This is a genomic window from Burkholderia pyrrocinia, from assembly GCF_003330765.1.
Classification (GTDB): Bacteria; Pseudomonadota; Gammaproteobacteria; order Burkholderiales; family Burkholderiaceae; genus Burkholderia; species Burkholderia pyrrocinia_B.
The window spans coordinates 2173867-2197835 of the sequence record NZ_CP024902.1 but is presented as its reverse complement, the minus strand read 5'-3'; the positions used below and the strand labels follow the sequence as shown (position 1 = coordinate 2197835).

At 67.9% G+C, this 23969-nt stretch carries 21 protein-coding genes; 18 read left to right on the top strand and 3 right to left on the bottom strand.

The genetic code is table 11. The features are described 5' to 3' along the window. Positions 1-24: 24 nt before the first annotated feature. From CUJ89_RS10590 to CUJ89_RS10570, 5 genes are all read left to right on the top strand, one after another. A complete protein-coding gene (locus CUJ89_RS10590; RefSeq protein ID WP_114177286.1) occupies positions 25-1668 on the top strand; it encodes a 3-(methylthio)propionyl-CoA ligase in 1644 nt (547 codons plus the stop codon). A gap of 189 nt (positions 1669-1857) precedes the next feature. Further along, the gene (locus tag CUJ89_RS10585) at positions 1858-3942 is read left to right on the top strand and encodes a 3-hydroxyacyl-CoA dehydrogenase NAD-binding domain-containing protein (protein ID WP_114177285.1); all 2085 of its coding nucleotides are present in this window, start codon (positions 1858-1860) and stop codon (positions 3940-3942) included. Positions 3943-4024: 82 nt separating this feature from the next. Next, positions 4025-4657, top strand: a complete 633-nt coding sequence (pncA, locus tag CUJ89_RS10580) for a bifunctional nicotinamidase/pyrazinamidase (RefSeq protein ID WP_114177284.1) — start codon at positions 4025-4027, stop codon at positions 4655-4657. A 41-nt stretch (positions 4658-4698) separates the two neighbouring features. Then, a complete protein-coding gene (locus tag CUJ89_RS10575; RefSeq protein WP_114177283.1) occupies positions 4699-5877 on the top strand; it encodes an acetyl-CoA C-acyltransferase in 1179 nt (392 codons plus the stop codon). A gap of 260 nt (positions 5878-6137) precedes the next feature. Further along, complete coding sequence (locus CUJ89_RS10570; RefSeq protein ID WP_114177282.1) at positions 6138-7538, top strand: GGDEF domain-containing protein; 1401 nt, start codon at positions 6138-6140, stop codon at positions 7536-7538. A gap of 158 nt (positions 7539-7696) precedes the next feature. Here CUJ89_RS10570 and CUJ89_RS10565 read toward each other — a convergent pair whose 3' ends face one another. Continuing rightward, complete coding sequence (locus tag CUJ89_RS10565; protein WP_114177281.1) at positions 7697-9838, bottom strand: hypothetical protein; 2142 nt, start codon at positions 9836-9838, stop codon at positions 7697-7699. Between the two features lie 931 nt (positions 9839-10769). Between CUJ89_RS10565 and CUJ89_RS10560 the strand changes: the two genes are divergently transcribed. From CUJ89_RS10560 to CUJ89_RS10545, 4 genes are all read left to right on the top strand, one after another. Beyond that, on the top strand, positions 10770-11084 hold the full coding sequence (locus CUJ89_RS10560; protein WP_114177280.1) for a Dabb family protein: 315 nt from the start codon (positions 10770-10772) through the stop codon (positions 11082-11084). Next, on the top strand, positions 11081-11560 hold the full coding sequence (locus CUJ89_RS10555; RefSeq protein ID WP_114177279.1) for a PaaI family thioesterase: 480 nt from the start codon (positions 11081-11083) through the stop codon (positions 11558-11560). The genes CUJ89_RS10560 and CUJ89_RS10555 overlap by 4 nt, the downstream gene beginning before the upstream one ends. A 196-nt stretch (positions 11561-11756) precedes the next feature. Next, entirely contained in the window at positions 11757-12716 is a 960-nt protein-coding gene (locus tag CUJ89_RS10550; protein ID WP_114177278.1) for an alpha/beta hydrolase, read from the top strand. 28 nt (positions 12717-12744) lie between these two features. Next, the gene (locus tag CUJ89_RS10545) at positions 12745-13185 is read left to right on the top strand and encodes a GNAT family N-acetyltransferase (RefSeq protein ID WP_114177277.1); all 441 of its coding nucleotides are present in this window, start codon (positions 12745-12747) and stop codon (positions 13183-13185) included. A 16-nt stretch (positions 13186-13201) separates the two neighbouring features. Here the strand turns inward: CUJ89_RS10545 and CUJ89_RS10540 are convergent, their stop codons facing one another. Next, positions 13202-14053, bottom strand: a complete 852-nt coding sequence (locus CUJ89_RS10540; RefSeq protein ID WP_114177276.1) for an NRDE family protein — start codon at positions 14051-14053, stop codon at positions 13202-13204. Between the two features lie 76 nt (positions 14054-14129). After that, the gene (locus tag CUJ89_RS10535) at positions 14130-15164 is read right to left on the bottom strand and encodes a YgfZ/GcvT domain-containing protein (RefSeq protein WP_114177275.1); all 1035 of its coding nucleotides are present in this window, start codon (positions 15162-15164) and stop codon (positions 14130-14132) included. A 77-nt stretch (positions 15165-15241) separates the two neighbouring features. Here CUJ89_RS10535 and mltG point away from each other — a divergent pair, with 77 nt between their 5' ends. From mltG to CUJ89_RS10490, 9 genes are all read left to right on the top strand, one after another. Continuing rightward, positions 15242-16261, top strand: coding sequence for an endolytic transglycosylase MltG (gene mltG, locus CUJ89_RS10530; RefSeq protein WP_114177274.1), 1020 nt, complete (start codon positions 15242-15244; stop codon positions 16259-16261). After that, entirely contained in the window at positions 16261-16881 is a 621-nt protein-coding gene (tmk, locus tag CUJ89_RS10525) for a dTMP kinase (RefSeq protein ID WP_114177273.1), read from the top strand. The genes mltG and tmk overlap by 1 nt, the downstream gene beginning before the upstream one ends. 19 nt (positions 16882-16900) lie before the next feature. Next, complete coding sequence (locus CUJ89_RS10520) at positions 16901-17929, top strand: DNA polymerase III subunit delta' (protein WP_114177272.1); 1029 nt, start codon at positions 16901-16903, stop codon at positions 17927-17929. 140 nt (positions 17930-18069) lie between these two features. Continuing rightward, the gene (locus CUJ89_RS10515; RefSeq protein ID WP_114177271.1) at positions 18070-18849 is read left to right on the top strand and encodes a TatD family hydrolase; all 780 of its coding nucleotides are present in this window, start codon (positions 18070-18072) and stop codon (positions 18847-18849) included. A 43-nt stretch (positions 18850-18892) separates the two neighbouring features. Then, positions 18893-19600: an ankyrin repeat domain-containing protein gene (locus CUJ89_RS10510; RefSeq protein ID WP_114177270.1), complete on the top strand. Its 708-nt coding sequence runs from the start codon at positions 18893-18895 to the stop codon at positions 19598-19600. 118 nt (positions 19601-19718) lie between these two features. Next, the gene (locus CUJ89_RS10505) at positions 19719-20075 is read left to right on the top strand and encodes a Rap1a/Tai family immunity protein (RefSeq protein ID WP_006485939.1); all 357 of its coding nucleotides are present in this window, start codon (positions 19719-19721) and stop codon (positions 20073-20075) included. A gap of 96 nt (positions 20076-20171) precedes the next feature. Next, positions 20172-21344 carry a mechanosensitive ion channel family protein gene (locus CUJ89_RS10500; RefSeq protein ID WP_114177269.1) on the top strand — a complete coding sequence of 391 codons (1173 nt, stop codon included), beginning with the start codon at positions 20172-20174 and terminating at the stop codon, positions 21342-21344. Positions 21345-21378: 34 nt separating this feature from the next. Beyond that, a complete protein-coding gene (locus tag CUJ89_RS10495) occupies positions 21379-22557 on the top strand; it encodes an AAA family ATPase (RefSeq protein WP_114177268.1) in 1179 nt (392 codons plus the stop codon). A gap of 282 nt (positions 22558-22839) precedes the next feature. Further along, complete coding sequence (locus CUJ89_RS10490) at positions 22840-23904, top strand: glycosyltransferase family 4 protein (protein WP_114177267.1); 1065 nt, start codon at positions 22840-22842, stop codon at positions 23902-23904. The last annotated feature ends 65 nt before the right edge of the window (positions 23905-23969 follow it).

The following is a 23969-nucleotide window of genomic DNA, read 5'->3' as shown; positions in this document are numbered from 1 at the left end:
GCGTCCTTCAGGGAGAACAAGACGATGGGTAAGCCGTTGCTGGGCCAGATGATGGACATGCCGTTGCTGGTGTCCTCGCTGATCGCGCATGCCGCGCGGCACGCCGGCGACACGGAGATCGTGTCGAGGCGCGTGGAAGGCGACCTGCATCGCTACACGTACCGCGATTGCGAACGCCGCGCGAAGCAGCTGGCGCAGGCGCTCGCGCGGCTCGGCGTCGAAACCGGCGAGCGCGTCGGCACGCTGGCGTGGAACGGCTACCGGCATCTGGAGGCGTATTACGGGATCGGCGGCATGGGCGCGGTGTGCCACACGATCAACCCGCGCCTTTTCCCCGAGCAGATCGCGTACATCGTCAATCACGCGGAAGACCGCTACGTCTTCTTCGACATCAATTTCGCGCCGCTGGTCGACGCGATCGCGCCGCAGTGCCCGCACGTGAAGGGCTGGATCGCGATGACGGACGCCGCGCACCTGCCGTCCGGTGCGACGCCGTTCCTCTGCTACGAAACGCTCGTCGAAGCCGAGGACGGCCGCTACGACTGGCCGCGCCTTGACGAGCAGCAGGCATCGGGGCTCTGCTACACGTCGGGCACGACCGGCAACCCGAAGGGCGTGCTGTATTCGAATCGCTCGACCGTGCTGCATGCGTACGGCGCCGCGCTGCCCGACGCAATGAACCTGTCCGCGATGGACGCGGTGCTGCCCGTCGTGCCGATGTTCCACGTCAACGCGTGGGGGCTGCCGTACGCGGTGCCGCTCACGGGCGGCAAGCTCGTGCTGCCCGGCAAGGATCTCGACGGGAAATCGCTGTACGAGCTGATGGAGGCCGAGCGCGTGACGTTCTCCGCGGGCGTGCCGACCGTGTGGCTCGGCCTGCTGAACTACATGCGCGAAGCCGGCGTGCGCTTCTCGACGCTGAACCGTACGGTGATCGGCGGCTCCGCATGCCCGCCCGCGATGCTGCGCACGTTCGAGGACGAATACGGCGTGCGCGTGATCCATGCATGGGGGATGACCGAACTGTCGCCGCTCGGCACGCTCGCGAAGCTCAACTGGGCGCAGTCGCAGCGGCCGCTCGACGCGCAGCGCCGGCTGCTCGAGAAGCAGGGGCGCGTGATCTGCGGCGTCGACATGCGTATCGTCGGCGAAGACGGCCACGAACTGCCGTGGGACGGCGTCGCGTTCGGCGAACTGCAGGTGCGCGGGCCGTGGGTGATCGACCACTACTTTCGCGGCGATGCGTCGCCGCTGTCGGACGGCTGGTTCCCGACCGGCGACGTCGCGACGATCGACCCCGACGGCTTCCTGCAGATCACCGACCGCAGCAAGGACGTGATCAAGTCGGGCGGCGAGTGGATCAGCTCGATCGACATCGAGAACGTCGCGATCGCGCACCCGAGCGTGGCCGAGGCCGCGTGCATCGCGTGCGCGCACCCGAAATGGACCGAGCGCCCGCTGCTCGTCGTGGTGCGCCGCGAAGGCGCGAACCTGAGCCGCGACACGCTGCTCGCGTTCTATGAAGGCAAGGTCGCGAAGTGGTGGATTCCCGACGACGTCGTATTCGTCGAATCGCTGCCGCACACCGCGACCGGCAAGCTGCAGAAGCTGAAGCTGCGCGAGACGTTCCGCGATTACGTGTTGCCGACGGCGGTTGGCGAGCCGTAAGGCCGGCGCCCGGACCGGCAACGGCCGCGATCCGGTCGCCCGATCCGTCCCCGGATCGGGATGAAAATTAAAATTGAACGACCGTGCTTTTTCGTTGTATGCTGCCTCCGTTCGATCCGGACATGCGGCTGTTCGACCGCGCACAATGAAGCGCAGCCACCCTGGCGCGCGATGCATGGAGGCAGGCAGATGGCAGTGGATTACTCGACTCGCGACGGCGTGGCCGTCCTCACGCTCAACAATCCGCCCGTCAACGGGCTCGGCCTGTCGACCCGGCTCGGCGTCATGGACGCGCTCGATCGCGCCGCGCAGGATCCGTCGGTCACGGCGATCGTGCTGACCGGCGCGGGCCGCGCGTTCTCGGGCGGCGCCGACATCACCGAATTCAACACGCCGAAGGCGCTGCAGGAGCCGACGCTGCACACCGTGATCCGCGCGGTGGAGGCGAGCGCGAAGCCCGTCGTCGCGGCGCTGCACAGCGTCGTGATGGGCGGCGGCCTCGAGCTCGCGCTCGGCGCGCACTACCGCGTCGCGGCGCCCGGCGCGCAGGTCGCGCTGCCCGAAGTGAAGCTCGGCCTGCTGCCGGGCGCGGGCGGCACGCAGCGCCTGCCGCGCGCGGTGGGGCTCGAAACCGCGCTGAACATGATCGTGTCGGGCGCGCCCGTGCCGTCGGAGCAACTCGCGAAGAGCGGCCTGTTCGACGAAATGGCCGAGGGCGACCTGCTCGACGCGGCCGTCGCGTTCGCGCGCAAGGTCGGTGCGCAGAATGGGCCGCATCCGCGCGTGCGCGATCGCAAGATCGTTCACGAGAACGCCGCGGGCTTCATCCAGTTCGCGCGCAATTCCGCGCAGGCCGCCGCGCCGAATTTCCCCGCCCCGCACAAGTGCATCGACGCGATCGAGGCCGGCGTGCTGAACGGCTTCGACAAGGGTAGCGTCGCCGAGCGCGAGGGTTTCGTCGCGCTGATGATGACGCCGGAAAGCCGCGCGCTGCGCCATGCGTTTTTCGGCGAGCGGGCGGCGAGCAAGATTCCCGACGTGCCGGCCGATACGCCGCTGCGCGAGATTCGCCGCGTCGGCGTGATCGGCGCGGGCACGATGGGCGGCGGGATCGCGATGAACTTCATCAACGCGGGTGTGCCCGTCACGCTGCTCGAAACGAAGCAGGACGCGCTCGAGCGCGGCGTCGCGACGATCCGCAAGAACTACGACGCACAGGTGAAGAAGGGCAAGCTCACGCAGGAGAAGCTCGACGCGCGCATCGCGCTGATCACGCCGACGCTGTCCTACGACGACCTGAAGGATGCCGACCTGATCGTCGAGGCCGTATTCGAGGAGCTCGGCGTGAAGGAGCAGGTGTTCAAGAAGCTCGACGAAGTCGCGAAACCGGGCGCGATCCTCGCGTCGAACACGTCGACGCTCGACGTCGACAAGATCGCGGCATTCACGAAGCGTCCGCAGGACGTCGTCGGCATGCACTTCTTCAGCCCGGCGAACGTGATGAAGCTGCTCGAGGTCGTGCGCGGCGCGCAGACTGCGAAGGACGTGCTCGCGACCGTGATGGCCGTCGCGAAGAAGATTCGCAAGACGGCGGTCGTGTCGGGCGTGTGCGACGGCTTCATCGGCAACCGGATGATCGAGCAGTACATCCGCCAGGCGCTCTTCATGCTCGAGGAGGGCGCGCTGCCCGCGCAGGTCGATCGCGCGATCGAGAAGTTCGGTTTCGCGATGGGGCCGTTCCGGATGAGCGACCTCGCCGGCAACGACATCGGCTGGGCGATCCGCAAGCGCCGCTACGTCGAGAAGCCCGATCTGCAGTACTCGAAGATCGCCGACCGCCTGTGCGAGCAGGGCCGCTTCGGCCAGAAGACGGGCGCCGGCTGGTACGACTACGTGCCGGGCGAGCGCAAGGCGAAGCCGTCGTCGCTCGTCGACGAGATGGTGGTCGCGTATTCGAAGGAGCGCGGCGTCGAGCGGCGCAAGATCGGCGACGACGAGATCGTCGAGCGGCTGGTGTTCGCGCTCGTCAACGAAGGCGCGAAGATCCTCGAAGAGAAGGTCGCGTCGAAGGCGTCCGACATCGACATGGTCTATCTGACCGGCTATGGCTTCCCGCTGTGGCGCGGCGGCCCGATGCTGTACGCGGACCTGGTCGGCCTCTACAACGTCGAGCGCGCGATTCGCCGCCACGCGGCCGCGCCGAACGGCGACGCATGGCAGCTCGCGCCGTCGATCGCCGAGCTTGCGAAGGCCGGCCGCGGGTTCAACGGCTGACGCCGCCGCGTGGCGGCGCGAAGGACACGGAATCGGAGCGGGTGCTGAAGCGCCCGCTCCGGTCGACATTCGGAGAAACGCAATGAAACGCACCGACGACGTGCTGCTCGTGATCGACGTGCAATACGACTTCATGCCGGGCGGCGCGCTCGCGGTGCCGGACGGCGACGCGGTCGTGCCGGTGATCAACGCGCTCGCGCGACGCTTCGACCAGGTCGTGCTGACGCAGGACTGGCACCCGCGCGACCACGTGTCGTTCGCGGCGAACCATCCGGGCCGCGAGCCGTTCTCCACGCTCGCGCTGCCGTACGGCGCGCAGGTGCTGTGGCCCGTGCACTGCGTGCAGGACACCGACGGCGCGGCGTTGCATCGCGACCTCGACATCCCGCATACGCGGCTCGTGATCCGCAAGGGCGGCGACGCGCAGGTCGACAGTTATTCCGCATTCGTCGAAGCCGACCGCACGACGCGCACGGGGCTCGCGGGCTATCTGCGCGAGCTCGGCGCGAAGCGCGTGTGGTGCTGCGGGCTCGCGACCGACTATTGCGTCGCGTGGTCGGCGCTCGATGCGCGCGCGGCCGGTTTCGAAGCCGCGGTGATCAACGATGCGTGCCGTGCCATCGACCTGAACGGGTCGCTCGCGCACGCATGGCAGCAGATGCAGGCAGCGGGTGTCGCACATGCGACGTCCGCGGGCGCGCGCCCGGCGGCGTAGCGCATTCCCCATCCGATTCAGCAGGACCGAAGGAGACTCGCATGACCGAAGCCGTAATCGTATCGACCGCACGCACGCCGCTGGCGAAATCCTGGCGCGGCGCATTCAACATGACGCACGGCGCGACGCTCGGCGGCCACGTGGTCGCGGCCGCGCTCGAACGCGCGAAGCTCGACCCCGCGCGCGTCGAGGACGTGATCATGGGCTGCGCGAACCCCGAAGGCGCGACCGGTGCCAACATCGCGCGGCAGATCGCGCTGCGCGCGGGGCTGCCCGTCACGGTGCCGGGGATGACGGTGAACCGTTTCTGTTCGTCGGGGCTGCAGACCATCGCGTTGGCCGCGCAGCGGATCATCGCGGGCGAAGGCGACGTGTATGTCGCGGGCGGCGTCGAATCGATCTCGTGCGTGCAGAACGAGATGAACCGGCACATGATCCAGGAGGGCTGGCTCGTCGAGCACAAGCCCGAGATCTACTGGAACATGCTGCAGACGGCCGAGAACGTCGCGAAGCGCTACGGGATCGCGAAGGAGCGGCAGGACGAGTACGGCGTACAGTCGCAACTGCGGGCCGCGGCCGCCCAGGAAGCCGGTCGCTTTCGCGACGAGATCGTGCCGATCACCGTGCGCGCAGGGATTGCCGACAAGGCGACGGGGCGCCTGTTCACGAAGGAAGTGACGGTATCGGCCGACGAAGGCATCCGCCCCGACACGACGCTCGAAGGCGTGTCGAAGATCCGTTCGGCCATGCCGGGCGGCGTGATCACCGCCGGCAATGCGAGCCAGTTCTCGGACGGCGCATCGGCGTGCGTCGTGATGAGCGCCGATGCCGCGCAGCGCGAAGGGCTGCAGCCGCTGGGCGTGTTCCGCGGCTTCGCGGTGGCCGGCTGCGAGCCGGACGAGATGGGCATCGGCCCCGTGTTCGCGGTGCCCAAGCTGCTGAAGCAGGCGGGGCTGAAGGTCGACGACATCGGCTTGTGGGAACTGAACGAGGCGTTCGCGGTGCAGGTGCTGTACTGCCGCGATACGCTCGGGATTCCCGAGGATCGCCTGAACGTGAATGGCGGCGCGATCGCGGTCGGCCATCCGTACGGCGTGTCGGGCGCGCGCCTGACCGGCCATGCGCTGATCGAAGGCAAGCGGCGCGGCGTGAGGTACGTGGTCGTCACGATGTGCATCGGCGGCGGGCAGGGCGCGGCCGGATTGTTCGAAATCATCTGATCTTTGGCCGGTGGCGGCCGCGGTTTCGCTTCGGCGAGCCGGCGGCCGCGCGCGAATCGGCGCGCAGGGCCGCCATTCGAAACAATCGGGAAGCAAAAGACGTGCTCTCGGCAATGCCGTTTCCCCTTACTTGTCAAACGAATTGCCCCACCTATACTTGCTCTGACATTTGCCTTTCGGCACGATGGGCAGGATCGTGCAGCGCGTGATCCGTGCCGCGAAGGTTCGAACCAAAACGCAGCAGACCGACCGGGGACCGAATGAGTACGACCTATGCAGCCGGGGAACCGCCGCGCGTCGTCAGCGCGGCCGCGAGGCTTTACGCGAAATGCCTGCTGATCGGATTCGCGTTGCTGCCTGCCTATCTGATCGCCTATCTGTGGTTTTTCAGCGACCCGCGCGTCGTGTTCGAGAGCCACGCGTTCCACGAAATCGCAATTGCGGCCGCAACCCTCGAGGGCGCGTTCGTCACCTACGTGACATGGGTGTGCTACCGGTCGTCCGGCGAGCCGCTGCTGCGCTGGCTGACGCTCGGCTTTCTCGGCTTCGCGATGATCTATGCGCTGCACGGTGTCTTCACCGGGATGGCGCACCACAATATCTGGCTGTTCCTGCTGTACGGGCCCGCATCGCGGTTCGTGATGTCGATCCTGCTGCTCACGGGCCTGCTGTCGTATTCGCGCCCGTCCGATCGCATCGAGAAGCGCACGAGCGTGCGGACGTGGCTGCCGTGGATCGTGTTCTTCGTGATCGTCAACGTGGCCGTTGCGTACATTGCGTATTCGCCGGTCGCGGGTGCGCTCGGCACGCGGTTGTCGATGGAGGGCGGCGCGCTCGTGTTCTCGCTGCTGAATGTCGGCGTGCTGCTCGCGCGGCGGATCCGCTCGCCGCTGATGGTGATCTACGGCATGTCGATCATGGCGTTCGCGTTGTCGTCGCTCGCGTTCATTCTCGGCAAGCCGTGGAATCACATGTGGTGGCTCGCGCACGCGATCTTCGCGGGCGGGTTCTTCCTGCTCAGCTACGGCGTCGTGCAGGCGCTGCAGACGACGCGCTCGTTTTCGGCAATCTACAGCCAGGAAGACCTGATGAGCCGGCTGTCGGAATCGATGGCGCGCGCCGAGAGTGCGCTGCAGGAACTGCGGCGCACGAACCAGAAGCTCGAGTACATGGCCGCGACCGACCCGATGACGGGTGCGTCGAACCGCCGGCAGTTCATCGCGCAGGTCGAGCGCGAGATGGTGCGGGCCGAGCGCGAAGGCACGCCGTTTTGCCTGCTCGCGCTCGATCTCGACAATTTCAAGAACATCAACGATGCGTACGGGCACCAGATCGGCGACGAGGTGCTGCGTGGCGTCGTGCGCCAGTGCCTCGAGGCGATTCGCCCGGCAGGCGGGCTCGCGCGGGTCGGCGGCGAGGAGTTCATGGCGCTGCTGCCGGAGATGCCGCTCGAAGGCGCGCGGATGACGGCCGAGCGCGTGCGCTCGACGATCGCGAGTTCGCCGTTCGGGCTGGACTTCAAGCGCGTGCAGGTGACGGTCAGCGTCGGCGTCGCGCAATACGGGGTCGACGGCAGTACCGTCGATGCGTTGCTGCGCGTGGTCGACGAGCGGCTGTACCAGGCGAAGCGGGAAGGGCGGAACCGGGTCGTGTCGCGGTGACGCGGGGGCGAGCGGCATGCTCGCGCCGGTGATCGGGTGCGGTGTGTTCGGCAACGCGGTCTTGCGGAAGCGTCGATCGAATCAATCCCTACCGAAGCCCCGGAGGCGGCAATGCCCCCGGGGCGTTTGCATGCACGGTCAGCGCGATGGGCGGTGCGCTATCGCGCTGCCATGGTCGCCGCGTCCTTCGGCTGCCCCTCCTGCATGCGCTGCGACGCCTGCCACCAGTACTTGCCCGCGCGCTGCTGCGGATCGCGGATCGCGAGATACGTCGTGCTCCAGAGCTGCGCCGCGTTGGCTTCGGTGGCGTCCGCGCTGCGCGTGCCGAACGCATCGGTCCGGTACTGGCCGTTCACGTAGGACCACGTCCACATTTCCGAAGTCCGCATGTCGCGTCCGTTCGAGATCACCTGCCAGATCGTCTGCCGCGCCTGCGTGAGCAGCGTGCGTGTCGTGGCCGACAGATCCTGGCGTGCGAGCTGGCGATCGAGCCCGGCCACCCACATCGCCTGCTGCCACGACCAGATCACCGTGCCGTGATACGCGGAGCTCGTGAACTTCGGCCACAGCGCCTGGTTCGCATACGCCGGGTTCGCGATCAGCATTCCGGCATCGGTCACGAGCCCGGTCGGGAACGGCCGCGTGACGTCGGTGACGATCCGCTGGAGTTCGTCGTCCGGCGGCGTACCGAACAGCAGCGCGAAGCCGCCGTCCGAATTCATCACCGGAACGGGATTGCCCTGCTGATCGAGCGACAGCGCGTAGAACGCCAGCGGTGCGCCAGGCGCGGCGCCGGCCGGCACGCCGGCGGACGGCGCATAGGCCGACACGTCGGTGGCTGCCTGCGCGGCCGGCACGCTGACCTGGAACAGCGGCGGCGCCTGCGTTTCCCACGTGGCGGCTTCGTTCGCCGTGCTGGCGAGCGTTGCGCGCTGTCCGGCATCCAGGTACGGATCGAGCAGGCCGCGCGTGAGGAACGCGTTCGCCGCGCGCAATGCGGCCGGCACGAGCACCGCGTTCACGTCGTACGGATAGACGCCGCCGCCGAGGCCGTCGGTGCTGTCGCGCCAGTTGCCGACGATTTCGCCGGGTCTCAGGTGGATCAGGTTCGCGACCGACGGCTGCTGCGCGAACGGTTGCGCGGTCGTCGCGACGTGCAGCAGGTTGACGACCAGGCGGCTGCCGTTGGTCTGCCCGTCGCTGCCGCGCTGCGCCAGATACGCGGCAGCGCGCGCCTGGCCGCGCGTATCGTCGATCAGCCACGCGGCCGCGATCGGCGCGAGCAGGTAGTCGCTGTCGATCATCTTGTAGTCGTAGGTCGGCGTCGGATCGTTCGGCCGCCCGTTCTTCTGGTTGTCGATCAGCGCGAATTCGCCGATGCCTTCCTCGTGCGCGACCTTGCCGTCGCCCGATAGCCGGCTCAGCACCGACGACAAGCCGGCCTCGACCGCCGCGGGTTCGAGCACGGGCATCAGCATGCGGACCGAGATCAGCGTATCGCGGCCGAAGTACGTGTCGTACTGCCATGAGCCGGCCAGCAGCTTGTCGTGGAAGCTCAGGAATTCGAGCACGTTCTGGCTCACCGGGTCGGGGTTCACGGACGGCGCGAGCAGGTCGGCGCGCGTGATCGGCGACAACGGCGTCTCGCCCGACAGTGCATCGACATGCAGCCGCAGCGTGTGCGAGCCCGCCGGTGCGCTCAACACGAGCTTGCCGCCCGCTGCCGGCGCGATGCTGCCGCCGTCGCGCAGCGTGATGCGCAGCGCATAGCCGGGTGCGCCGTCGATCCGGTCGCGTTGCCATTGCGCAGCGCTGCCCTGGATCGTCGGCGCCGCGATGATTTGCTGCGGAATCGTTGCGCCGCCGTTGAAGTCGCGCAGGAAGCGCACGTTGCTGAGTACGCCCTGGCGGATCGTCAGCGTGCCGGTGTCCACCGACACGTCGGCGCCGATGCCGTACAGCGGGCGGCCGTGGGTGTCGGGAGCCGACAGCGCGGACGGCGGCGTGTCGAGGCTCCAGTTCACCGGCTGCGCGGTGTCGTCGAACCACAGCCCCGTGCCGCTGTTGCCGGCGGGGAAGACCACGAGCAGGCGCGGTTTCGTCGACGAGCGCGCCAGCAAGTGCGCGGCAACCTTGTCCTGCCGGTAGAACGCGTTGATCTGGCCGCCGGTGTCCATGCGGAACGACAGCGCGGCGTTGTTCGACGGGGGGCCGCTCGATTGGACGTCGTCGTCGTTGCAGGCCGCGAGCAGAGCTGCGCAGACGAACCCGAGACATAGCGACTTCGCAAGGCGATGCATGTTGATGTCCCTCCTGATGACTGGCGATTTTTATCGAAATGTTCGAATGAACGGATCTTCTGTCCGTTTCGTCATTAATCGGGATGTGAGGCTTCTGCGGTAAACGAATTGAGCGGCAAATAGCGAATGACTGATCAATGCCGAAAACGGAACTGGCAGAGGGTATCGCCCCGGTGCGACACGGGAAAATAACCTGTGGAGGGCTTTCGTGCGGGCGAATGGCCACTCGTGTGCGGCGGGAGAAAATAAAACGTAAGCCGTCGTAGGGGATTCTAAATTTACGGGAAAGTTGAAGTCAATAATATTTTCTATATTTTCTGATATTGGATTTAGAAGATAATCGCAATTATTACTCGTCGAGTCGGTAAAATATGCGATTTAATGGAAGTGAATAATGAAGCCCGGATATTCGGCGGCGAAACAATTGGCAATGGCGTTTCAATCCGGAGATTGATGCCGGACAGCAATTGAATCGTCGCGTTTGTGCCGGCTGTTGTCGGGCGAGGCCGGAATGCGCGGAAACGCAGCGCGCGAAGCCCGAGCAATCCGCGTTCCTGCGATTCAATGGAAGACGTGCGCCGTTGCCGGCCCGGAAGCGCGCTCCGGATAACCGGCCCGGTGGTCGACGGCCGCATGATCGGCACCGGTTCGGGCCGCGAACCGCGCGATCGTTCCATCGGAGCCGTCAAGTTTGGTAGGCTTGGTGCCTGCCGTCGTTTGGGCGGATCGCGCCGTCGATTATCGACGCGGTGAAAAAGTGCGTATCGTCGCCGGAAAGGACGGACGATAGCCGATTCGATACGCGTTTTTTTCCCGGTTGCCCGCGACCGCGTGCAAGCGAAGCAGACAGACGGCCGGCCGGGCGTCGCCCGGCCGGCCGCGATGCGAGCCGAGCCCGCATCGTGAACCTCAACAAACAGGAGCAACCGAAGTGATCAGACATATCGTCATGTGGAAGTTGAAGGAATCGGCGGAAGGCGCGACGCGCGCGCAGAACGCGCTGAAGCTGAAGGAAAAGCTCGAAGGCTGCCGCGACCTCGTGCCGGGCATCCTGCAGATCGACGTCGGCGTGGCGACGCCCGGCCTCGACGCGACCTCCGACATCGTGCTCGTGTCCGATTTCACGGACAAGGCCGCGCTCGACGCGTACCAGGTGCATCCGGTTCACCAGGAAGTGAAGAAATTCGTCGTCGCGGTGGCCGAATCGCGCCAGTGCGTCGACTACGTCGTCGACAGCGCACGATGAGCGACGCGGCATCCCCGACGGACGGCCCGTCGATCGAAAGCCCGTTCGTCGACCTGCTCGGCGTGCAACTCGTGTCCGCGAAGGACGGTGCGAGCGAGATCGTGCTGCCGCTCGACGAGCGGCACATGAACACGTGGAGCATCGCGCACGGCGGCGTGACGATGACGCTTGCGGACATCGCGCTCGCAATGGCCGCGCGCAGCCTGACCGACGACGGCGTTGGCGTCGTCACGGTCGAGATGAAGGTAAACTTCATGCAGCCGGGCCGCGGCGAACTGCGCGCTTACGGACGCGTGATGCATCGCTCGACGACGATGGCCTACTGCGAAGGCGAAGTGCGCGACAGCGACGGCAATTTCGTCGCGAAGGCGCTCGGCACGTTCAAGTACATGCGGCGGCTCGCGGTGGGCCGCGACATCAAGCGGCAACGTTCGCGCACGGCACCGGACGCCCAGCCTGGCCCGAGCGACGCATAAGCACCTGTCCGCACGGCCCTGCTTCTCCAGCGGCAGGACCGTTTTGTTTTGCGGCGCGGGTTCGCGCACCGGACGCGTTTCACGGGGCGCCGAAGGGCCGGGATTTCGGCACGCGGCGCTTCGCGCTCGCCCGACGCGGGCGTGGCATCATGCACGCTTGTCCGTTCACGGCGCCGCACCGGCGCCGTCCTCACCGATGCCGCTGAATCCGAAGATCGCCCAGGTGCTCGACATGATCGAGCGCGCGAAACGTCCGTCCTATCACCACCAGACGCCGCAGCAGGCGCGCGCCGCGTACGAGAAGAGCGCGCCGATTCTCGACGTCGCGCCGGCGACGATGCATTCGGTCGAGGAATGCGTCGTGCCGACGCGCGACGGTCGCACGATCGGCGCTCGGCTGTACCTGCCGGTCGAGCCGAGCCTCGCGGAGCCGCTGCCCGCGCTCGTCTACTACCACGGCGGCGGCTTCACGGTCGGCAGCGTCGACACGCACGATGCGCTGTGCCGGATGTTCGCGCACGATGCGCAATGCGCGGTGCTGTCGGTCGGCTACCGGCTCGCGCCCGAACACCGGTTCCCGACCGCGGTGAACGACGCCGACGACGCATTGCGGTGGCTGCATCGCGAGGCTGCCGCGTTCGGCATCGACGCATCGCGGCTGGCGGTCGGCGGCGACAGCGCGGGCGGCACGCTCGCGACGGTCTGCGCGGTGCTCGCGCGCGACGCAGGCATTCGCCTGGCGCTTCAAATGCTGATCTATCCGGGCGTGACCGGCTACCAGGAAAGCGGATCGCACGCACGGCTCGCGAACGGCTACCTGCTGTCGCAGGACACGATCCAGTGGTTCTTCACACAATACGTGCGCGACCGGGCCGACCGCGACGACTGGCGCTTCGCGCCGCTCGACGGCACGCGCGGTGCGCCGTCGTTCGCGGGCGTCGCGCCGGCATGGATCGCGACGGCCGAATACGATCCGCTGAGCGACGAGGGCGCCGCGTATGCGGACAAGTTGCGCGCGGCCGGCAATGCGGTCACGCTGGTCTGCTATCCGGGGATGATCCACGAATTCTTCAAGATGGGCGGCTACGTGCCCGAGGTGCGGGCCGCGCATGCCGACGCGATTGCGGCGCTGAAGGCCGCATTCGACGACGTTTGACGGCGGGCGCGCCGCATGGAGGGCAGCGATGACGGACAGCGTGGTGGAAACGGGCGACTGGACGGTACTGGGCGGCGATGCCGCGCGGATTCGCGACGCGGTGTTCGTTCGCGAGCAGCGAATTCCGCCGGAATGGGAGCTCGACGACGACGATCCGCTGTCGCTCCATGCGGTTGCATACCGGATCGACGCAGCGACAGGCATCCGCCGAGCGATCGCGACGGGGAGGCTGCTGCCGTCCGGCACGATCGGCCGCGTCGCGGTGCTGGCCGACGCGCGCGGGGAGGGTATCGGGTCAGCCGTGCTGGACGCGCTGCTGGATGCCGCGCGGCGCCGCGGCGAAACCGTCGTGCGGCTCTACGCGCAGGATTCCGCGGTGTCGTTCTATGTGCGGCACGGCTTCGCGGCGGTCGGAGAACCTTTCGTCGAAGCCGGCGTGCCGCACGTCGAGATGATGCGCGCGCCGTAGCGCGGGGTACGCGCGTTCAGCGCGGCGGCGTCGCGTCGACGTCGAGGTCGAACGTGAACGCGCGCTCGAACGTGCCCGGGCGGACGGTGCGGTGCGAGCCGTCGTCGTCGCAGCGCTCCTTGATCTCGACCGTCAGCCGCACGCCTTCCTTCATCGTGACGCGCAGCGCGGTCGTGCCGCGCGTGCCGTACTCGGGCGTTTCGATGAAGGCGGCCGACAGCGCGCGCTCGCGCTCGATCGGAATGCCCGTGTGCGGCAGCGCGTCGTCGTCCGCGACATGCGGGTCGCGCATCAGCGCGATCAGTTCGTCGAGCGTCGGGGTCGGATTGTCGGTGAGCAGCGTGCCGAGTTCCGCGCGCTTGCGCACCACTTTCGGCCAGGGCGTATCGAGCCGCGCATTCGACAGCGCATGCACGCCGGGCATGATCGTGACGGGCGCGGCGACGCTACTTTCGCCCTCGGGCGCGCGGTTGCAGAACCACGCGAGTTCGCGCCGCTTCCAGTCGCCGACGAGCAGGTTGAAGCCGTTGTACACGGCCGCATGCTCGGCAAGCTGCCCGAGATAGTCGAGCGGCGCGACGGACGGGCCGCCGAGGAAATCGGACACGAGCTTGCCGCGGGTCGGCGCGCCCGCGCGGATATCGAACGGCGCGCGGTAGTTCGTCAGCGCCGCGAAGCGGCCGTCGCGCGATACGCCGAGCCACGTGCCGCCCGCTTCGAGATCGCGGCCGGCCAGTACGCCCGGCACATCCTCCCACCACGAGAGCGGCGCGCTCGTGCGGCGAAAGAACTCGTCGCGGTTGGCGGCGAGGGTAAAGACGGGACCGGCGGCGGCATCGGGCTGCCAGTCGAAAGCGATCAGACACATCGGGTGAATCTCTCGCAGGAAACATCGGGCGCCGGCTGCGACTCGCGAGCCGGCGCGCGAACGGGTTGTCAGTGCGTCACGCTTCCGTCGACCATGCGTACGGGAGCGTGTCGAACGCGAGCGCCGGACCGTCGGCCGAACCGAGGTGCACCGTGCCGTTGTCGAGCGCGGCGAGCTTGATCTCGACGAGCGCGTCGACGCCGCCCGCGGGTGCGGCCGCCGCGTTGACGATCATCCCGCACGGCTGGCCGGGATCGTCGCTGTGGAACAACTCGACGCCGGCGTGCACGGTATCGGTCTCGCCGGCGACGTGCGCAAGCGCGGTGCGGCGCTTGATCGTGCCGCGGTACTGGCTGCGCGCGACCACTTCCTGGCCCGGATAGCAGCCCTTGCGGAAGTTAACGGCGCCGATCACGTCGAAGTTGACCATCTGCGGCACGAACTGTTCGACGGCCGGCTGCGTGATGCGCGGCTCGCCCGCGCGAACGTCGAGCCAGTCCCACACCGCCGGCGACACGACCGGCAGCGTGCCGGCGAGCGCGGCGAGGCGCGCGTCGACTTCCGCGCGCGGGCCGATCCACAGATAGCGCTTGCGGCCGGCCGCATCGGGCACGCGGATCAGCGCGCCGGCCGGGCCGTCGACCTTCACGTGCACGCCGTCCGGCAGCGCATCGAAGATGCCCGACAGCGCGTCGCGCACGTCGCCCGCGAAGCCGGCCACCGCGAGCGTGTCGCTCGCGTCCGTCAGCTTCGCCTTCGCGCGCAGCACGAACATCGACAGCCGTTTCTGCACGGCGGGCTGCACGTCCTTCGACACCAGCAGGCGCACGCCGTGGCCGGCACGCCACGCGAGGAACGACCCGAGGAGGCGCCCCTTCGCCGAGCAATAGCCGGACAGCCGCGCGCTCGCGGCATCGAGATGCTCGATGTCGTTGGTCAACTGGCTGTGCAGGAAGGTTGCGGCGTCGTCGCCGGCCACGTCGATCACGCCGAACTGCGGAAGCGGCATGCAGGCGCCCGGCGCGTCGAAATCGGCGGCGGACGGACGGGAGAAAACGGGGAGCGAGGCGGATGCGGCCTGGGCAGCCGGTGAAGCGAACGGTGTGCTCATGGAATGAGGGAACAGTCAACCCTGACTTTGACGGAGGCGAGCAAGTATTATATGGGTCTTACCTGAGTCACGTTTCCATGTCCCTACTGAAGAAATGCGCCGCGACGATCGTGGCGCTGGCCGTCGTTGTGGCCGCTGCCGGCGCGGGCGGCGGGTATTACTGGGCAACCAGGCCGCTGTTGCTGGGCTCGGCATCGCTCGACGTCACGATCAAGCCGCGCAGCACCGTGAAGAGCGTCGCGCTGCAGCTCAAGCGCGGCGGCGTGCCGGTCGAGCCGCTGGGTTTCGTCGCGATGACGCGCGTGCTCGGGCTGTCGAGCCGGCTCAAGTCCGGCAACTACGAATTCAAGACGGGCATCACGCCCTACGAAGTCCTGCAGAAGATCGCGCGCGGCGACGTGAACGAGTACGTCGCGACCGTCATCGAGGGCTGGACCTTCAAGCGGATGCGCGCGGAACTCGACGCGAATCCCGATCTTGCGCACACGACGGCCGCGATGAGCGACACCGAGCTGCTGCGCGCGATCGGCGCGTCGGACGGCGCCGTGCAGCGCGGCAGCGGCGAGGGGTTGTTCTTCCCCGACACCTACCTGTTCGACAAGGGCACGAGCGACGTGAACATCTACCGGCGTGCGTACCATCTGATGCAGACGCGCCTCGACGAGGCCTGGGCCGCACGCACGCCGGGGCTGCCGTACAAGTCGCCTTACGAAGTGCTGACGATCGCATCGATCGTCGAGAAGGAAACGGGCCACGCGGCCGACCGCGCATTCGTCGCGGCCGTGTTCGCGAACCGGCTGCGCATCGGCATGCCGCTGCAGACCGATCCGTCGGTGATCTACGGGCTCGGCGACGCGTACGACGGCCGCCTGCGCAAGCGCGACCTGCAGGCCGACACTCCTTACAATACCTACACGCGACGCGGGCTGCCGCCGACGCCGATCGCGTTGCCGGGCGTTGCCGCGCTGCAGGCGGCGATCAATCCGGCACAGACGAGCGCGCTCTATTTCGTCGCGAAGGGCGACGGCACGAGCGTGTTCTCGGACACGCTAGGCGACCACAACAAGGCCGTGGACAAGTACATACGAGGTCAATAATGGCGAGCGGTAAATTCATCACGTTCGAAGGCATCGACGGGGCGGGGAAGACCACCCACCTGCAATGGTTCTGCGAACGCCTCCAGGGCAAGCTGGCCGCGGCCGGCCGACAGGTCGTCGTCACCCGCGAGCCGGGCGGCACGCAGCTCGGCGAAAAACTGCGCGAGATCCTGCTGAACCAGCCGATGGATCTCGAGACGGAAGCGCTGCTGATGTTCGCCGCGCGCCGCGAGCATCTTGCGCTCGTGATCGAGCCGGCACTCGCGCGCGGCGACTGGGTCGTGTCCGATCGCTTCACCGACGCGACGTTCGCGTACCAGGGCGGCGGCCGCGGGCTGCCGCGCGACAAGCTCGAAACGCTCGAGCGCTGGGTGCAGGGCGGCTTCCAGCCCGACCTCACGGTGCTGTTCGACGTCGCGCCGCAGGTCGCGAGCGAGCGCCGCGGCGCCGCGCGCATGCCCGACAAGTTCGAAAGCGAGTCCGACGCGTTCTTCACGCGCACGCGCCGCGAATACCTGCGGCGTGCGGAAGAGGCGCCGCACCGCTTCGCGCTCGTCGACGCGACGCAGTCGATTCCCGACATCCGCCGGCAGCTCGAACGCGTGCTCGCCGCGCTGTAATTCGCAAGGAACGCACCACATGATCTATCCGTGGCAGACCGACGACTGGAACCGCCTGCAGCAATTGCGCCCGCAATGGCCGCATGCGCTGCTGCTGCACGGCCAGACCGGAATCGGCAAGCTGCAGTTCGCGCAGCATCTCGCGCAGGGCTTCCTGTGCGAATCGCCGCGGCCGAACGGCGAGCCGTGCGGCGCCTGCGCGGCCTGCACCTGGTTCTCGCAGGGCAACCATCCGGACTACCGGATCGTGCTGCCGGAGGCGCTCGCGGGCGAGGCGCCGGGCGCCGCGGACGACGCGAAGCCGGCCGACGCGGACGAAGGCGGCAAGAAGACGCGCGCGCCGAGCAAGGAAATCAAGATCGAGCAGGTGCGCGCGCTGCTCGACTTCTGCGGGGTCGGTTCGCACCGCGGCGGCGCGCGCGTCGTCGTGCTGTATCCGGCCGAGGCGCTCAACGTCGCCGCGTCGAACGCGCTGCTGAAAACGCTGGAGGAACCGCCGTCCGGCGTCGTGTTCCTGCTCGTGTCGGCGCGCATCGACCGCCTGTTGCCGACGATCATCAGCCGCTGCCGGCAGTGGCCGATGACCGTGCCGGCGCCCGACGCGGCCACGGCCTGGCTCGCCGCGCAGGGCGTCGACCATGCGCCTGCGCTGCTCGCCGAGGTCGGCGGCGCGCCGCTCGCCGCGCTGGCGCTCGCGAGCGACGAAAACCGCCCGCTGCGCGACTACACGCTCGGGCAGCTCGCGGCCGGTGCGGCGTGCGACCCGTTCGCGTGCGGCGAGACACTGCAGAAGCTGCCGGTGCCGCTGGTACTCGGCTGGCTGCAGCGCTGGCTGTACGATCTGCTCGCGCAGCGGATGGCGGGCACGCCGCGCTACTTCCCGATGCACGCGACGGCGCTCGCGCGCTGCGCGGAGTCGGTCGACGCGAACGCATTCGCGCGCTTCATGAAAGCCGTGACGCGCCAGCGGACGGTCGAGAACCATCCGCTCAACGCGCGGCTCGTATTCGAGGAATTGTTTCTCGGGTATCAGGAAATGTTCGCGTGATCCGGCATTGTTTCCCGCGGGTTGCGAAACGATGACCGGTTCACGCCGCGACGCGACCGTGGCCGCCCGGCCCGCGAACGCCGCCCGTTGCCGCACGCCGGCGAGCGCATGAGCGCCCGCCTTACGTATTAGGAAACACGATGTTCGTCGACTCTCACTGCCACATCAATTTCAAGGGCCTCGCCGACCGCCTGCCGGCCGTTCTCGAGAACATGCGCGAGCACGACGTCACGCACGCGCTGTGCGTGTCCGTCGATTTCGAGACGCTGCCCGAGGTGCTCGCGATCGCGGACGCGCACGACAACGTCTACGCGTCGGTCGGCGTGCATCCCGATCACGAGGACGCGCGCGAGCCGACGCTCGCGGAGCTCGTCGAGCTGGCCGCGCACCCGAAGGTCGTCGCGATCGGCGAAACGGGCCTCGACTACTACCGTCTCGAAGGGCGCTCGATCGCCGACATGGAATGGCAGCGCGAACGCTTTCGCACGCACATCCGCGCCGCGACCGCGACGATGAAGCCGCTGATCGTCCACACGCGTTCGTCGTCGGAGGACACGTTGCGGATCATGGCCGAGGAGCGCGCGGACGTGCCGGGCGGCGTGATGCACTGCTTCACCGAGCCGTGGGTCGTCGCCGAGCAGGCGCTCGCGCAGAACTTCCATATCTCGCTGTCGGGCATCGTCACGTTCAAGAAGGCGACCGACGTGCAGGACGTCGCGCGGCGCGTGCCGCTCGACCGGCTGCTGATCGAGACCGACTCGCCGTACCTCGCGCCGGTGCCGTATCGCGGCAAGCCGAATGAACCTGCGTACGTCAGCCATGTCGGACGCTTTATCGCATCCGAGCGCGGGATCGCCGTCGAGGCGCTCGCCGATGCGACGACGCAGAATTTTTTCCGGCTGTTCAAGATCGCCCGCTAACGACGGGCGCGCAGCCGACAACCCAGGGAAGGAGCCCACAACAATGACGAAGCCGACCAACCATCTGCCCAAACGCGCACTCGTCGCCGCCGCGCTCGTCGCGAGCGGCCTGTTCGCCGCAGCCGGCGCGCATGCCGAGTCGCTCGACGCGATCGTCAAGGCGGTCAAGTTCGACGACATCGCCGACATCGGCAAGCAGCTCAAGAACGGCCTCGATCCGAACACGCTCGCGCCGAACGGCGATCCGCTGCTGGTGATCGCCGCGCGCGAGAAGTCCGACAAGGTCGCGGCGGCGATCGCCACGACGCCGAACGTCGACCTCGAGAAGGAAGACAAGGCCGGCGAGAACGCGCTGATGCTCGCGTCGCTGAACGGCGATGTCGGCCTCGTGAAGCTGCTGATCGACAAGGGCGCGGAAGTCAGCAAGAAGGGCTGGGCGCCGCTGCATTACGCGGCGACCAACGGCCAGGACGCGGTCGTCAAGGTGCTGCTCGATCACGACGCGTATATCGATACCGCATCGCCGAACGGCACGACGCCGCTGATGATGGCCGCGCGCGGCAACCATGCGACGACGGTCAACCTGCTGCTCGACCAGGGGGCCGATCCGCAGGTGAAGAACCAGCTCGGCATCACCGCGCTCGAGTTCGCGAAGCACTACAAGGCGCCGGACGCGATCGACATCCTGAGCAAGCGGACGGTGCGCGTCGGCGGATCGGCGCCGGCAGATGCGCAAAAGAGTGCAAAATGACGGTTTTCGGTGCGGCGGTGCGTGCCCGGCCGGCCGGATTCCGGCCTGAGCAGGGCGCCCGGCGCCGCGCCGGCCAAGGCAGCAGGCGGTCTCGAGCCGCATTGACATAAGGAACACCATGTTGCGCGCAATGTTTTGTGCCGCGGCGTTTGCCGTGCCGTTGTCGGCGGCGGCTTTCACGGGCGCGGATCTCGACCGGCTGTGCGCGAAGACGGACGTCAAGTCGCGGGCGTCGTGCGCGGCCTATATCGAAGGCGCTGCCGACGGCGTCTACAACACCATCGACGCGATCGGCGGCACCACGGGGCCGCGTGTCGGTCAGTATTTCTGCCTGCCGCCCGACATCCGGGCGCAGCAGATGACCGACGCGGTGCGCAAGTACATCGCGGAAAATCCGAAGCTGGCCGACTACAACGCGAGCACTGCGGTGTCGCTCGGTCTCGGCAAGGCGTTTCCCTGCCGGAGCGGCAACTGATTTGACGCCGTGTCCGGGCGCATGCGTTGCCCGGACGTCGCCGACGCATCCAGGACGAGGCGCGCGCGCCTCATAACCCAGGCATCCCGGGCGCCGATGATTTCAATCGAGGAACTCCAGCGCATCGCCGATGCGCCGCTGCATTCGTGGCTCGGCACGTTGTCCGTGTCGGTCATCGTCGTACTGGTCGTCACGATCGTGCACCGTCTCGGCGCACGCATCGTCAAGCGCATCGCGCAGCCGTATCCGCTGATGAGCGTGATCCTGCGCTACACCGACAAGCCGTCGCTCGTCGTACTCGCGCTGCTGGCGCTCGAATTCCTGTGGGTCCAGGCAGACGACGGCATGTCGTTCGTGCGCGGCATGCGCACCGCGGCGGCGGTCGGCTCCATCGTGTCGCTCACCTGGCTGCTGGTGCGGCTCGTGGCCGGCGTCGGCGACGCGATCATCCAGGCGCATCCGATCGATACCGTCGACAACCTCCAGGCGCGGCGCATCCATACGCAGGCCAAGGTGCTCGTGCGGACCGTGATGGTGCTGATCGTGATCATCGGCGCCGGCGCCGCGCTGATGACATTCCCGAATGTGCGCCAGGTGGGCGCGAGCCTGCTGGCGTCGGCCGGCGTCGCGGGCCTGGTCGCCGGTATCGCCGCGCGGCCGGTGCTCGGCAACCTGATTGCCGGGCTGCAGATCGCGCTCACGCAGCCGATCCGGCTCGACGACGTGGTCGTGATCCAGGGCGAGTGGGGGCGCATCGAGGAAATCACCGGGTCGTTCGTGTCGGTGCGATTGTGGGACCAGCGGCGTCTCGTCGTGCCGCTGCAGTGGATCATCGAGAACCCGTTCACGAACTGGACGCGCAGCAGCTCGGAAATCATCGGCACGGTCTACCTGTCGGTCGATTACCGCACGCCGCTCGCGCCGCTGCGCGAGGAACTCGCGCGGCTCGTCCATGCGGCGCCCGAGTGGGACGGCCGCGTGCAGGTACTGCAGGTGACCGACGCGACGGAGCGCACGATGCAGTTGCGCGCGCTCGTCAGCGCGGCCGATTCGTCGTCGTGCTGGGATCTGCGCTGCCGTGTGCGCGAAGGGTTGATCGCGTACCTGCAGGACCGCTATCCGCAATGCCTGCCGCGCAGCCGGATGGAGCTGTATCCGCATGATGCCGCGCCGGACGCGCCGAATCCCGAACGACCGCATGCGCGGTCGCCTGCCGCCAGTACGGCGGCCAACACCGCAGCCGATCCGCAGGCCATCGAAGGCCGCTGAAAGCGGCCCGCGTGCCGGCCCGCCATCCATCGCCATGACCGCGCTGAAAACGCTCGCCATCGCCAATTACCGCTCGCTGCGCGAGCTGATCGTGCCGCTCGCGGCGCTCAACGTCGTCACGGGGCCGAACGGCAGCGGCAAGTCGAGCGTGTACCGCGCGCTGCGGCTGCTTGCCGATACCGCGCAGGGGCGCGTGATCCCGTCGCTCGCCCGCGAGGGCGGGTTGCCGTCGACGCTGTGGGCGGGCCCCGAACGCTTCTCGCGGGCGATGCTGGCGGGCGACGCGCCGGTGACCGGCACGGTGCGCAACGGGCCCGTGAGCCTGAAGCTCGGCTTCGCGTGCGACGATTTCGGCTATGCGATCGATCTCGGCCTGCCGGTGAAGAACGAAGCATCGATGTTCGCGCTCGATCCCGTCGTCAAGCGAGAGTGCATCTGGGGCGGCGCGCTGCTGCGCCCGTCGACGCTGCTGGTCGACCGGCAGGGTGCGCAGATCCGCGCGCGCAGCGCGTCGGGCGACTGGCAGACGGTGCCTCAGCCGGTCGCGAGCTTCGACAGCATGATGACCGAGTTCGCCGACCCGATCGGCGCGCCCGAGATGATCGCGGTGCGCGAGCGAATCCGCTCGTGGCGCTTCTACGATCATTTCCGGACCGATGCGCAGGCGTCGGCACGGCAGTCGCACATCGGCACCCATACGCCGGTGCTCGCGGACGATGGCGCCGACCTGGCCGCCGCGCTGCAGACGATCCGCGAAATCGGCGACGGTGTGGCACTCGATGCGGCGATCGACGACGCGTTTCCCGGCGCGTCGGTCGAGATCGACAATCCGGGCGGCCGCGGCCGCTTCGACGTGCTGATGCGTCAGCCGGGGTTGCTGCGGCCGCTCGCGGCGGCCGAGCTGTCCGACGGCACGCTGCGCTACCTGCTGCTCGCGGCCGCGCTGCTGACGCCGCGGCCGCCGGCGCTGATGGTGCTGAACGAACCGGAGACGAGCCTGCATCCCGATCTGCTGCCGGCGCTCGGCCGCCTGATCGCGCAGGCCGCGCAGCGTTCGCAGGTGCTCGTCGTGTCGCATGCGGCGCGGCTCATCGCCACGCTCGAGCGCGAGGCCGGCTGCGAATCGCTGGTCCTCGACAAGCAACTCGGCGCGACCGCGCTCGTCGATGCCGACACACGCGACTTGCCGGCATGGAAGTGGCCGTCGCGTTGACGGGCAGGGTGGCGTGCGTTCGGCCGCGATCGTCGCCCGGGGGACCGAATCGGCCCGGCTGCGCACGATGCGGTGCGAGCGGACCCGACGGACCGAATGTATCCTGTCTGTAACAACGTCCATAAAATGAAAGTCCTGCGGTTCCGGGCATCGGGATCGCGAATAATGACGGGATATCCGGCTGGCGCCATGCCGGCCAGCGCTGCATGGGGGAGGGTGAGCGCGCAAGCGCAAACGCCCGCCGGCTGTACAACAAGGGACAGGACACAGGAGACGTGGACCATGAGAATTGCCCAGATCGCCCCGCTGACCGAATCCGTGCCGCCGAAGCTGTACGGCGGCACGGAGCGCGTCGTGTCCTACATCACCGAGGCGCTCGTCGATCTCGGCCATGACGTGACGCTGTTTGCCAGCGGCGATTCGACGACGCAGGCGAAACTCGAGCCCGTCTGGCCGCGCGCGCTGCGGCTCGACTCGTCGATCCGCGACCGGGTCGCACCGCACATGCTGCTGATGGAGACGGTCGCGCGCCGCGCGAAGGACTTCGACGTGCTCCATTTCCACATGGACTACTACTCGTTCTCGGTCTTCAACCGGCAGGAAACGCCTTACGTGACGACGCTGCACGGCCGGCTCGACCTGCCCGAGCAGCAGCCGGTGTTCGATACGTTCAACACGGCGCCGGTGATCTCGATTTCGAACTCGCAGCGCCAGCCGCTGCCGCAGGCGAAATGGCTGACGACCGTCTACCACGGGCTGCCCGACACGTTGTACCTGCCGCAGCCCGTCGAGCCGCGCTATCTCGCGTTCCTCGGCCGTATCTCGCCGGAGAAGCGCGTCGACACGGCGATCCGCATCGCCCGCCAGTGCGGGCTGCCGATCAGGATCGCCGCGAAGATCGATGCGGCCGACCAGGAGTACTTCGATCGCGAGATCAAGCCGCTCTTCGCGTTGCCGCACGTCGAATACATCGGCGAGATCGCCGATCACGAGAAGGCCGAATTCCTGTCGGGCGCGCACGCGCTGCTGTTTCCGATCGACTGGCCGGAGCCGTTCGGCCTGGTGATGATCGAGGCGATGTCGTGCGGCACGCCGGTGATCGCCTTCAATCGCGGTGCGGTGCCGGAAGTGGTGGACGAAGGCGTGTCGGGTTACATCGTCGAGGATGAAATCAGCGCGGTGGCCGCCGTGAACCGGCTGCACCTGCTGCCGCGTGCGCGCGTGCGGCAGCGCTTCGAGGAGCGTTTCACGTCGCGCCGGATGGCGCAGCAGTACGTCGACGTCTACCAGTCGGTGATCCGCGCGCAGAAGCGCTCGCGCTTCAAGGTGATCGACTCGACGACCTGACGCGGGACGCGGGCGGATAAAAAAACGGCGATGCCCGCAAGGACATCGCCGTTTGCGCATGGCCC